This is a genomic window from Teretinema zuelzerae (genome assembly GCF_021021555.1).
Classification (GTDB): Bacteria; Spirochaetota; Spirochaetia; order Treponematales; family Treponemataceae; genus Teretinema; species Teretinema zuelzerae.
In genome coordinates this window covers 321,097-333,042 of the sequence record NZ_JAINWA010000001.1, presented here as the reverse complement: position 1 = coordinate 333,042, position 11,946 = coordinate 321,097, and the positions used below count along the sequence as shown (strand labels likewise).

12 protein-coding genes are annotated in these 11,946 nt (G+C 56.3%); 9 read left to right on the top strand and 3 right to left on the bottom strand.

The window, feature by feature from the left end; translation table 11 throughout:
- Nucleotides 1-172: 172 nt before the first annotated feature.
- Nucleotides 173-631 carry a hypothetical protein gene (locus K7J14_RS01600; RefSeq protein ID WP_230752340.1) on the bottom strand — a complete coding sequence of 153 codons (459 nt, stop codon included), beginning with the start codon at nt 629-631 and terminating at the stop codon, nt 173-175.
- A gap of 153 nt (nt 632-784) precedes the next feature.
- Between K7J14_RS01600 and K7J14_RS01595 the strand changes: the two genes are divergently transcribed.
- From K7J14_RS01595 to K7J14_RS01555, 9 genes are all read left to right on the top strand, one after another.
- On the top strand, nt 785-1,627 hold the full coding sequence (locus K7J14_RS01595; RefSeq protein ID WP_230752338.1) for a transporter substrate-binding domain-containing protein: 843 nt from the start codon (nt 785-787) through the stop codon (nt 1,625-1,627).
- Between the two features lie 15 nt (nt 1,628-1,642).
- Complete coding sequence (locus K7J14_RS01590; protein WP_230752336.1) at nt 1,643-2,350, top strand: amino acid ABC transporter permease; 708 nt, start codon at nt 1,643-1,645, stop codon at nt 2,348-2,350.
- Nucleotides 2,347-3,060, top strand: a complete 714-nt coding sequence (locus K7J14_RS01585; protein WP_230752334.1) for an amino acid ABC transporter permease — start codon at nt 2,347-2,349, stop codon at nt 3,058-3,060. Before K7J14_RS01590 ends, K7J14_RS01585 begins: the two co-directional genes overlap by 4 nt.
- Before the next feature lie 62 nt (nt 3,061-3,122).
- Nucleotides 3,123-3,962: a bifunctional hydroxymethylpyrimidine kinase/phosphomethylpyrimidine kinase gene (locus tag K7J14_RS01580; protein ID WP_230752332.1), complete on the top strand. Its 840-nt coding sequence runs from the start codon at nt 3,123-3,125 to the stop codon at nt 3,960-3,962.
- Complete coding sequence (locus K7J14_RS01575; RefSeq protein WP_230752330.1) at nt 3,959-4,516, top strand: NUDIX domain-containing protein; 558 nt, start codon at nt 3,959-3,961, stop codon at nt 4,514-4,516. The genes K7J14_RS01580 and K7J14_RS01575 overlap by 4 nt, the downstream gene beginning before the upstream one ends.
- A gap of 75 nt (nt 4,517-4,591) precedes the next feature.
- Nucleotides 4,592-5,431 carry a helix-turn-helix domain-containing protein gene (locus tag K7J14_RS01570; RefSeq protein WP_230752329.1) on the top strand — a complete coding sequence of 280 codons (840 nt, stop codon included), beginning with the start codon at nt 4,592-4,594 and terminating at the stop codon, nt 5,429-5,431.
- Between the two features lie 130 nt (nt 5,432-5,561).
- On the top strand, nt 5,562-5,963 hold the full coding sequence (locus K7J14_RS01565; RefSeq protein WP_230752327.1) for a hemerythrin domain-containing protein: 402 nt from the start codon (nt 5,562-5,564) through the stop codon (nt 5,961-5,963).
- 87 nt (nt 5,964-6,050) lie between these two features.
- Complete coding sequence (locus tag K7J14_RS01560; RefSeq protein ID WP_230752326.1) at nt 6,051-7,937, top strand: methyl-accepting chemotaxis protein; 1,887 nt, start codon at nt 6,051-6,053, stop codon at nt 7,935-7,937.
- Between the two features lie 40 nt (nt 7,938-7,977).
- Nucleotides 7,978-8,685: a YoaK family protein gene (locus tag K7J14_RS01555; protein WP_230752324.1), complete on the top strand. Its 708-nt coding sequence runs from the start codon at nt 7,978-7,980 to the stop codon at nt 8,683-8,685.
- A 19-nt stretch (nt 8,686-8,704) separates the two neighbouring features.
- Here the strand turns inward: K7J14_RS01555 and K7J14_RS01550 are convergent, their stop codons facing one another.
- Together K7J14_RS01550 and K7J14_RS01545 are read right to left on the bottom strand one after the other, a co-directional pair.
- Nucleotides 8,705-10,567, bottom strand: coding sequence for a methyl-accepting chemotaxis protein (locus tag K7J14_RS01550; RefSeq protein ID WP_230752322.1), 1,863 nt, complete (start codon nt 10,565-10,567; stop codon nt 8,705-8,707).
- 106 nt (nt 10,568-10,673) lie between these two features.
- On the bottom strand, nt 10,674-11,711 hold the full coding sequence (locus K7J14_RS01545; protein ID WP_230752320.1) for a glycoside hydrolase family 5 protein: 1,038 nt from the start codon (nt 11,709-11,711) through the stop codon (nt 10,674-10,676).
- Nucleotides 11,712-11,946 lie beyond the last annotated feature (235 nt).

Below are 11,946 nucleotides of genomic sequence, written 5' to 3'. Positions count from 1 at the left end.
ATCCTTCTTTTAGAAATCTCGATTGATGTTCAGCATACCACGATCGGCGGAGTTTGGAAAACGAAGGGAGGAATTTAAAACGAGGCAGAAAGATAAAGGCGGGGCGAACGACGTTCCGCGCAGCCGGCGCGTCCGAAGGATGACGCAGGGGCGGATCGCTCCGCCCGGGCCGTCAGCGCTTCACGATGATTCCGATATCGAACTGATGGTCGGTCAGCGCATCGTCGGTGTATTCGTCGACCCAGATTTCCGTCAGTTGATCGATTCTCTTGGAGGACTGCCATTCGCCCCCGGCGGAAAGCTCGAGGCCTCTTTTCCGTCCGTCCTTCGAAGAAAGGGGAATGGAAATACAGAGGGGCTGGAAGGCGGCGCGGGTCGACTCCTCTCCGCCTATCTCCGTGTATTCGCGGTCGGAAGAAACCTTCGTGTGGTCTTTGCGGGAAAACAGCAGGGCAGAGCTGAACCTGTCGTTCCAATGGAACGTTCCTTCCGCGTAGACGTTCAGTCCGAGCGCCGTGTTCGGCGAGAGTCCGCCTTCCAGGGAAAACCGCCCGGCCTCGATCGCGGAAGCCGTTTGCGAAGCGGCGAGCAGTCCGAACAAGAAACACGACATGAAAACTACTTTTATCATGAGCGATTACCTCACGCATTCAGTATAGTCCGAATTCGCTCGATGCACTATTTTTTAATCGTTTCAACCCGGTGTCCCAGCTTCGAGTATTTTCTTTGAAAGGGGCTGTTTCGCTCAGCGAAAAATCGATATAGTTACGTCAGGGAGAAACACATGAAGAAATCATTGAACTTGCTTTGCGTCGCCTTTTTAAGCCTCTTCGTACTCGGCTCTCTTTCTGCCGGCGGCAAGGCCGAGTCGGCCTCCGGACCCCGGAAAATTCTGTCAGCCCACACGCAGTCGTATGTACCCTACGGTTATATAGATGAAAACGGCCGCTCCGAGGGCTTCGAGATCGCGGTTCTCCGCGCCGTGGACGAACTGCTTGAAGAATACGAGTTCGAGTTCGCCGGCACCTCGGACGAAGACCTGCTGATCGGCATCGAGTCCGGCCGCTACTCGATGGGCACCAAGGGCGCCTGGGTAACGGAAGAACGCAAAAAGAAATTCCTGTTTCCCGAGAATCCTATCGCCGCGAGCATCATCGGAATAACCTTCCGCAAGGCCGACGAAGGAAAAATCCGAGATCTCCGCAGCTTCGCAGAGTACAGCGGCAAGCTCGTTCCCATATCGCCGCAGAGCGCCCAGTTCGCGGTAGTCGGGGCGTACAACGCGGCGAATCCGGACGCGCCGATCAAGCTCGTTCCCTCCGACGTATTCATCATCAACGACGCGTACCTGTGGGTGCTCGAAGGGCGCTACGACGCCTTCTTCGACATCAAGCTTTCGTATCAGAAATCTGTCGTCTCCGAAACGGGCGCCTTCCATTCCCTTGCGGACCGTCTGTCGTACGTTCCCTATAAGGGAATTCCGACCTGGCCGCTGTTCAACCGGAACGAGACCGAGCTCGCCGCCGCCTACGACCGGGCAATCGCCGTATTGCGCGAGCGGGGAACGCTTGAGGAACTTTCCGTACGATATTTCGGCGAGGACGTTTTCCAGTACGTCAACCAATAACGGACGGAGCGGGATATGAATCGGCCCTTCGACATCGCATTCGCATTTTCGGTCATTCCCGCCCTGCTGCCCTTTCTCGCGGTTACGCTCGCCGTAACCATCGCTTCCGCGTTCGCCGGAAGCGTGCTCGGTTTAGCCGTCGCGCGGATGCGGCTTTCCCGTTCCCCGCTGTGGAAGAATCTTGCCGCCGGATACACGACCGTCCTGCGCTGCACTCCTTCGATCGTTCTCTTGTTCCTGGTCTACTACGGCCTGCCCGAACTCGCGCGCTCTCTGTTCGGCTTCCGCATCGAGTTCTGGCATAAGGGCGTCTTCGTCGTAACCGCCTTTGCCCTTATCATGTCCGCTTCCCTCTCCGAGGTGTTCCGATCGGCCTGGCTTTCCGTGGACAGGGGGCAGTTCGAAGCCGCCGTGAGCGCGGGTTTGAGCCCGCTGCAGGCGCAGCTGCGAATCGTGCTTCCGCAGGCGGCGGTGAGCGCCCTGCCTAATTTCGGCAATGCGCTGATCATATTGATGAAGGAGGGAGCGCTCGCCTACATGGTCGGGTTGATCGACGCGATGGGCCAGGGCTTCCTCGTCATTTCCAGAAACTACGGAGGCCGCGCTCTGGAGACCTACCTTGCCCTCTCCGTGTTATACTGGGGTTTGACGGTGCTCGTCGAACGCGGCTTTTTAGCCGCCGAGCGCCGTCTGGGCCGCGGCAGAAGGAGCGTGAATCGATGAACCTCGACGTCGATTTTCTGCTTCGCACCTTTGCGCTCGCGCTCCGCGGCGTTCCCGTCACATTGGGTCTTTCGTTTTCCGCCCTCCTGCTCGCCGCTCCCGCGGGCCTTGTCTTCGCGTTGATCAGGATGCACCGGCTCAGGATTCTCAATCAGCTCACGGCAGTTTGGGTGTCGTTCGTGCGCGGAACGCCGATCATTCTCCAGATCCTCATCGTGTACAGCATGCTGCCGAGCCTGGTCAATTCCGCCGCCGTCCGCTTCGGATGGAGCGTACGCGTATTCGATATTTCGCCGTTCTGGTACGCTCTCATCGTTTTTACGCTGAACACGGCGGCCGTCCTTTCCGAGGTATTCCGCTCCGCGATTTTAACCGTGGAGCGCGGCCAGCTCGAAGCCGCTCTCGCGGCGGGACTTTCTCCCCTGCAGGCCTGGACGCGCATCGTGCTCCCGCAGGCATTTCTGGTAGCCCTTCCGAACCTGTCGAACACGGCGGTCAATCTGATCAAGGGAACGTCCCTGGCCTTCCTTATGACTCTGCAGGACGTTACCGCGATAGCCCGCATCGAAGCGTCCTACGGCTACAATTACATTGAAGCCTATATCGACATTTTCATCATTTACATAGCGATGGGAGTTGCCGTGCAGTATTTCTTTTCGTTTGTAGAGCGTCGGCTCGGCTCGTTCCGCCAACCCCCCTCGTTTCGATAGCGCCTCAGGTCCGCCGTTTTTTCGCTTGACCTTCGCCTGTCCGCCGACCTATCATTGCCTCCATGAAAGAGTTTTTACCCCGTAGTCAGACAGCGCGCAAACCAGTGCTCATCGCGAGCGATCTACCGGCATGGGGGAGGGTCGCCCTTGCGGTCGGGATTCCAGTCCTGGAGAAGATGGGCTTTCAGGCGTGTTCGCTTCCGACCGCCCTGCTTTCGACCCACGGCGCCTATCCGGGAGCGGTGCTCCAGGGTCAGACCGATTTTCTGGAAAAGGCGATCGTTCATCTGGAAAGCCTCGAGCTGGAATTTTCGGCCTTTCTGACCGGTTTCGTCGCGGACGAAGCCCAGTTCGATCTGCTGGCGCCCCTGCAAAAACTCGTACGTTCCCAGGGCGGTTTGAACGTCACCGATCCGGTCATGGGCGACAACGGCAAGCTCTATTCATTTTTCGACGGTTCCTTCGTTTCGCGGATGCGGAGTTTTCTCGCGTGTTCCGATCTGGTCACGCCGAATCTGACGGAAGCGGCTCTTTTGCTGGGTACGGATCCCGCTTCGATTCCCGCGACTGAGGGCGAGCTGAGGGAGTGGTGCGCCGCTCTCTCGAAGCTCGGTCCCCGGCTCGTCGCGGTCACCAGCGCGCCCGTCCACGGAAAACCGGAGTTCACCGCGGTCGCCTGCTACGACGCGGAGTCCGGCCGCTTCGGCCTCTTCCCCCACAAGCGCGTCCCCGTCTCTTATCCCGGCACCGGCGATCTGTTCGCCTCGAGCCTCTCGGGCGAACTGCTCATCGGAGTTCCCTTCCCGGCAGCCGTGCGCCGCACTGTTTCGCGGGTGCGCCGCGCCGTCATTTCTTCGTATCGCCGCGGCTACGACCCGCGTTCGGGGCTTTGCGTTTTATGAACGCAGAAAACGCGCAGCGGCGCGAGATAGAAACGCTGTCCACAAAAGAGGTGTACCGCAACCGGTGGATGCGCGTGCGCGAGGACGCGATACTCCGCTCCGACGGCTCGGAGGGCTTGTACGGCGTGATCGAAAAGGCGGATTTCGCCGTCGTGGTTCCGCTCGGGAGCGAGGGGCTCACGCTTGTAGAACAATATCGGTATACGGTCGGCGGGCGGTTTTGGGAGTTTCCCCAGGGGTCGAAGGAAGAAGGGGAGTACAGCCCGCTCGAGCTGGCGCGCGCGGAACTGCGGGAGGAGACTGGACTTTCGGCCTCTTGCGTTCTTGAAGCCGGAGAGCTGTTCACCGCGTACGGATACTCGAATCAAAAATACCGCGTATTTCTCGCGACCGGCCTTGCGCAGGGCGAGCGGGATCTCGATCCGGAAGAACAGGACCTCGTGTGCCGCGCCTTTCCCGTCGCGGAGGTAGAGCGGATGATCCTCGACGGAACGATCCGCGACGCGACGACTGTCGCGGCCTTCGGCCTTTTGCGGATGAAAGGACTGCTGTAAGCTTTTTTCAGTTTCGCTTCTTTTGCCGAAAAAATCAAGACTCATCGCCGTTTCCGCGGTAGTATAAGAATCGTCATGACGCTATACGAACAGATACAGAAAGCTCTTTTCCTGATTGAAAGCCGCCTGCGAACTCCCTTGAAAGAGGAGGACGCCGCCGCGGAGGCGGGCATGTCAGTCCGCGGATTCAGGCAATACTTCTGGATGGTTACCGGTTATTCGTATCGGGATTTCGTGGTCGGGCGGAGATTGGCCCTGGCTGCGGAGGACCTCTCCGAATCGGCCGCTTCCATCCTGGACATCGCGCTATCGTGCGGCTACGAAAGCCATGAAGCGTTCACCCGCGCTTTCAGGAAATCGTTTTCAGTTTCGCCCCGGGATTTCAGGAAGAGCCGGCCGGCCCTGAAGTTGCTGGACAAGATTGTACTATACAAGGAGTGTTATATGGGCATCGTCATCAAGGATTTTCCGGAAGAAACCGTTCTTCCGTTCACCGCGTTTCATCCCGGCGCCGAAGACAAGGCGAAAAAACTTTTAAATGCATGGGTCGCTTCTCATCCGGCGGCGGGCAGGCCGCGGCGGATTTTCGGGCATAATGTCGACGCCGGCTCAGCCATGTCGAACAGTCCCGATTGCGCCGGCTACTCGTTTTTCGTCAGCCTCTCTCCCGAGGAAGCGGCGGCAGAACCGCGTTCGATCGTTCTGAAGGCCGGCCGCTTCGCCGTAACCGGCATCGAAGGAAGCTTCGAAAACGATCCGGACGGCCTATTCATCCAGGAAGGCTGGAAGCGCATGAACGCGATGATCGCAGAAAAAGCCTACCGGGTGAAGGAGGGCGCCCGCTGGTACGAAGAAGAACTCGAACCGCAGAAAAGCGGCAACCTGCGCCTGGACTTATATCTCGAGCTGGAGTAAAGAAACATCAGTCGCCGGAATGATCCTGGTTGTTTTAATTCGCCCGGAGCGTGACATCTGTCACAGACCCGCTCCGGCGGAAAGCGTATTCTTTCATAAACGGCCCGCTCGTATGTATGGAGGAAACGATATGAAACTGAATCTTATAAAGGAACTCAACGCCGATCACGCCCTGCTGCTTTCCAAGATGGAAGAGATTAAATCCCTGCCTGAAACCGACGCCGGGATACCTCGGCTTCTTGGCGATATCAAGGAGGGACTGACGCTGCATCTGGGCAAGGAGGACCGCGAGTTTTATCCGCCGATGAGAGCAGCCGCGGAGAAAAACGAGAATCTGCGGGAAACGCTGAAAATCATGGGCGTTGAGATGGAAGCGATAACCGGAAAAGCGATAGGACTGATCGACGGATGGCTGGAAAACGGACTGTCGAGCCGATTCCGCGAGGAGTTCGATGCTCTGTTTGCCCTCCTGAAGGACCGTATTCAACGGGAGGAAACCAAGCTGTACACCAAGTACATTAAGTTAGGCTGAGCATTCCGCTTTCTGCCGTTCCGGCGAAAAAGTCTGTTGTTGCTTTGCAGGAAGTAAGTGTAGAATGGATGCACCGGGGGATCAGGCATGCATACTGGTGTTATTCGGGCATTTAAACTGTCGATTTTAAAAATGTATTCGGTCGTGTATCTTGTGTTGGCTTTACCGATGGCGTACTACAGCATCAACTACATCAGTCTGGTAAAAGACCATATGAGCGTGACGCTTCCTCTGTTCGCCCTGGTGATGGCTTTGTCCGTAGCCGGGGCCTGCTTCGTACAATCGAGGACGCTGAAAAGAATCAGTCTGTTTCTGAAGGGCGACAATCAGATTTTGATCGCCGATTTTGAAACCTCGCTGATGAAGAAGGACGCCTACGCTCTTCCGGCGCGGCTTTCGGCGGTGATGCTCTTCGGCTGGGTCGTCCTGCTCAACCTTTTCGTATTCATACCGAGCTTTATGTTTCTGGAAGCATCGGCGGCGGATTTCATCGTCTGCAACATGCTGTCCCTTTCTTCGGGCCTCATGTCCCTCCCGATAACCTGGCTGGTCGCGGAAAGAGCGGCGGCTTCTTTTTTGGAACTGCCCCAGATAATGGCGCTTCCCGAACCGAAGAAAACCCTCCGCATTCCGCTCACCACGAAACTGCTCATCGTATGCCTCATCATCATAGGCACTCTGATTCTCAACAACATGGGAGCCCTTTTCCTGAGCGTAATCTGCGGCTTGACGCTGCAGGAAACGATCGCGAACACCGGCCTCATCAGCGGCCTCGGGGTGGTCAACACCATCATCATTTCGCTGTTGTTTTCCCGATCGGTAAAAATGCCTGTGTTGCAATTGCGGACCGGCGCCGAGTCGCTCAAGAAGGGCAGGCTTTCCACGGTGATTCCCCGGTACGCGAACGACGAACTGGGCGATTCCTCCAGCGCCTTCAATTCGGTCGTGGAAAAACTGTCCCGCATCGTCCGCGATATCAAGTCGAGCGTAGAATCAACGAAAACCCTCGTCGCTTCCCTTTCTTCTGCGATGAAAGAATCAGACGAATCCGCTGACGAAATCAACCGATATTCGGTCGGAGTCCGCGAATCGGTCGCGAAACAATCGGCGATAATCCGCGAGGTAACCGCGACTATCCATCAGATAAGCAGCACTGTCGAACAGCAGGACGATAAAATTGCCGACCAATCGAGAAGCGTCGGCGAAAGTTCTTCGGCGATCGAGGAGTTGATCGCCAATATACAATCGATAGCTCTGTCCCTTGAGCGGAGTTCGAATGAATTCGACAAGCTCCAGTCGGTGATAAAAACAGGACATGAAACGGTCGGAGACCTGAAAACCCATGTGACGGTGCTGAGCACGCAATCGGACAGCGTGTTCGAGGCGAACTCGATCATTCAGAATATCGCCGCCCAGACCAATCTGCTTGCGATGAACGCCGCAATCGAAGCGGCCCACGCCGGAGACAAGGGCCGCGGCTTCGCCGTCGTCGCGGACGAAATCCGCAAGCTCGCGGAGGTTTCGAACCAGCAATCCCGCGTGATTTCGGAAAGCCTCCAGGTGCTGAAGAAGACGATAGACCAAGCCGTTTCGATAGCCGGAAAAACCGGCTCGTCCTTCGACTCGATTATCTCCTCGGTAAAAACCGTAACGATCCTCGAATCAGAGATCAAGCACGCCATCGAGGAACAGTCGAGCGGAAGCACCCAGATTCTCCGCGCGCTCACCGCTATGAACGACATAACGCGGGACGTGCAGTCCGGTTCGGCGGAGATGCTCGCCGGGAACTCGCGTATTCTTTCCGGCGTTTCCGGCCTGCTCGACATGACCGAACAGGTCAATTCCGCGGCGTCCGGCGTCGTCGATAAAGCGCGCACGGTGAAAAATCATACGGAAGAGTCAATGAAGCTTCTCTCGCGCAACGCGGAAAACATGAAGACGATCGACGATCAGGTCGGTTTCTTCGACGTGTGAGCTCTTTGCCGAATCCGCGGATTTCTGTATACTGAGGCTCATGAACTCGCCGCAAGTCCACGCTCCGCACGAGCGGACGATAATCGCAGTCGCTCTTTCTCTGGTGGGCGGATTTCTCGACGCATATTCGTACCTGCTCAAAGGCGGCGTGTTCGCAAACGCTCAGACGGGAAACGTCGTGCTGATGTTTCTCGCGATGGGCGGAGGAGCCTTCCGGGACATGCTGCGGTATTTGATTCCCGTTCTCACTTTCGCCGCGGGTATTTTAGTCGCCGAATCCTTCAAGCACAGAGCATTCGGAACAAAAGACCCCGCCGTTTTCAGACTAAGAGTCGTACTCGTCATCGAAGCTTTTTTATGCGCGCTCATCGGACTGCTCGGCCCCCGCGTTCCGCATTTCGCCGTCAACTGCCTGATTTCCTTCGTCGCCGCGATGCAGGTTTCGGCCTTCGACAGGCTGAAGGGGAACCAGATGGCCACGACCATGATCACCGGCAATCTGAAAAACGCCATGATCAACGCGGGCTTTTTCCTGCGGACGAAAGAGGCGAAATATCTCGACTCGTTTTTCAATTATTGCGTCGTCATTCTCAGTTTCGGACTCGGGGTCCTTCTGGGATTCCTCTGCATAGGCGCATTTTCCGATCTATCCATTCTTGCCGCGATCCCTCTTTTGTGCGTGCCGTTAATAGCGCTGGGAAGAGGCCGGGAAAAAAAATCGGCCCCCGCCGATGCGCGGGAGCCGTAGGGTTTTCGTTTCGTTCTTGTTAATCTTCGTCGCCGCGGAGAGCGGTCTCTCCCGCGTTTTCAGTTTCAGACATTCTGAAAAAACTGATGGCTTCTATTAATACTTCAGATTGGCCGGCGAGTTCTTCCGACATCGAGGCTGATTCTTCCGATATCGATGCGTTCTGCTGAACCACCTGGTCGAGCTGCGTAATCGCCGAGTTGATTTGGCTCGCTCCGGCGTCCTGCTCGTTGCTCGCCGAGCTGATCTCCTGAACGAGGTCGGCAGTGCGCCTGATTTCCGGCACCAGCTCCGCTATCGTGACTCCCGCTTCTTCTGCGATTTTCAAACTGCTGGTGGAAAGTGCGTTGATCTCCGACGCTTCCCGTGAACTCCGCTCCGCAAGTTTTCCGACCTCTGCGGCGACGACCGCGAATCCTTTGCCGAACTCGCCGGCGCGTGCCGCTTCGATCGAAGCGTTGAGCGACAGCATGTTCGTCGAGCGGGCGATTTCTTCGATGATGCCGATCTTCGAGGCGATCTGCTTCATCGCGTCGACCGTCTGCATGACCGCCTTTCCGCCCATGTCTGCGCTTTGGGCCGACTTCCGCGCGATTGATTCGGTCATCTTCGCGTTTTCCGCGTTCTGCTTGATATTGGAGCTCATCTCTTCCATTGACGCGGAAATTTCTTCGACGGACGCCGCCTGTTCGGTCGCGCCTTGCGAGATCTGCTGCGAGCTCGCGCTGAGCTGCGAGCTTCCGCTGGAAACCTGGCGCGCGGATTCTATGACCTGGGTCACGACGTTCTTCAAACTCATGATCATCTGTTCGAGGCTCTGCCCGAGATCCCCCAGCTCGTCGTTCCGCTCATTAATTTTCAGACGGTCTTTTTCGTTGACGGAAACCAGGGTGAAGTCGCCCTTCGCGAAATCTCCCATAGCGTTGCAGATTGTAATGATCGGTTTCGAAATAGATCGGGCGATGGCGAAAGAAATTGCCACCGCGACGAGGATTCCCAGGAAGGCTACCGCGACGAGAAGAGCGATGAGGCGAGTCGTCGCTTCGTTTATTTCGCTGGTGGGAACGCTGATTCCCAGCGTCCAGTCCGCGGAGTTAGGAACAGGCACAAAGAAGACTGTAATATCCTCACCCTCCGTGTTTGTATATGTGCCGATACCTTTGCGCTCAGTGGTCATGAGCTTTCCAAGGGCGTCCATGCCCCGGTATCCGTCCTTATCGGCGTTAAGGATATTCAGGTTCATGACCGCTTCCGGATTTTCATGCGCGATAACCATGCCGTCCCGGTCGACAATCCAGCCGTAGCCGGTGTTTCCTACCTTGATCCCCCCGACTATGTTCGACAGTTGTTCAAGCTTGAACTGAAATGCTACAGCAGCCTTGTTTTTTCCCTGGGCATCTGGAATCGCGACGATTGTTGAAACAATAGGCACTTGAAGCGATCGTGAGATAACCGCCTTGCCGACTGCTTCAGGCTTGCCGTTGATAAACACTTCCTGGAAGTAGTCCCGATCTGATACGCTTCCCCAGGCTCCTCCCGTCGTGACGTATCTTCCGTCCGGCCAGATATAGAATGCTCCGACAACCTCAGGCGAAATATATTTCCCCTGTTCTCCCATCTCTTGTACAATGCGCTCTTCTGTTCCGCTGATGAATACATCGCGCGAAGATATGATTTTGAGCTGCCATTTCAACTTGTCCATCATTTCCCCGAGCTCCTGGGCCCGGGCGATGGAAATCTGTTCATTGCCGGCTATCACAACCTGCCTGACTTCCCGGCTCATTCGCAATCCGATGATGAGGATAATAAATCCGATCAGAATTGTGATGAAAACCGAAAAAATCGCGGAAATTTTGATTTGCAGGGACATTTTCCTGGCCATGTCGACTCCTCAAAAAAAGAAATGATTCTTTAATTGTAGGAGGTCGCCGGCGAAAACGCAAACATCCCCGTTGCCCGAAGGGGCTTTCGGGGATGCATAATCGCGGTTAGCGCACTATCTCTTCGCCGAGAAAGTCAGGTTTCGCAAGATCTTGTTCCGCGACCCGGCCGCGCCTCATGTAATAGCGGACGAGCTCGCCCGAGGGAGACAGCTTGTCCTGGAGGCGCATTTCGGTTCCGACTTTGAACGACAGCTGAAGGGCGGCGCTTTTTTCATGCAGGGCTGATAGATTCCAGTTGCACCAGGAAATGCCCCGTTCGTCCATGAAATCCATCCACTTGCCGATCTCGGCGGGATATATCTTTCCCGTTCCGCTCGATTCCGACACGCCGAATTCGGTGCAGAACAGAGGGATCGTTTCGTGAGCTCTCCCAATAAGATCGCGGGCGCCGTCCCGGGCGAAGTCCGGATAAAAGTGGAATACATACATCGTCTGGGGATCGCTCAAGGGGTCGGCCGCCGCTTCGTCCGGCCTTGAAGACCAGCGCGGGGTCCCGACGAGAATGATGCCGTCCGGATCATTTTTGCGGATCACTTCCGTCACCTGCTCGGCGTACGGCTTGATGTGATCGCCCCATGTTACGTCGTCTCCGTTCGGCTCGTTGCACAGTTCGTAGAAGACGTTTTTATACGAGCTGAATTCTTTCGACATTTCGTCGAAGAATGCTTTCGACTCTTCCACAAGATCCATCGGGTTTTTGTCCGCGAGAATGTGCCAGTCTATGATGGCGTACATTCCTTCCGCTGTTGCGTCTTTAACCACTCGTTTGACCACTTCCTTCAGCTCGGGCGAAAGAAGATAGCCGTATTCGCGCCTGTTGGTATACATGGCTACGCGGATCACATCGCTTGAAAAATCGTCTCTGAGTTCTTTTAGATACCGAGGGGAGACGAACATGTCCGTCTTGGCAATATGCTGCGTGCTGAATCCTCTCAGCTGAACCGGCTTCCCCTTGGCGTCCACCAGCTGCGTCCCCTGGACGGACAGCTTTCCGTGCTTCGCAAGCGGCGTTTTCGCGCAACCTGCGAGCGCTATCGCGGTAACGGCCAAACCGACGACTAATAGCGAATTAACTCTTTTCATGTGCGTACCCTCTTTATATGTTTCCGTAAACAACAAATACACGATACACGCACAAAAGCCGTCTGTCAATGAAAACCTCGGCGCGCCCAGCGTGAAAGCTTGTCCCCCCTGATCGGCCTGGGCGCACAGCGTGAAAGCTCATCCCCCTTGAGCGGCCCGCGCGCCCAGCGTGAACGCTCATCCCCCCTGAGCGGCCCGTGCGCACAGCGTGAAAGCTCATCGCCCCTGAGCGGCC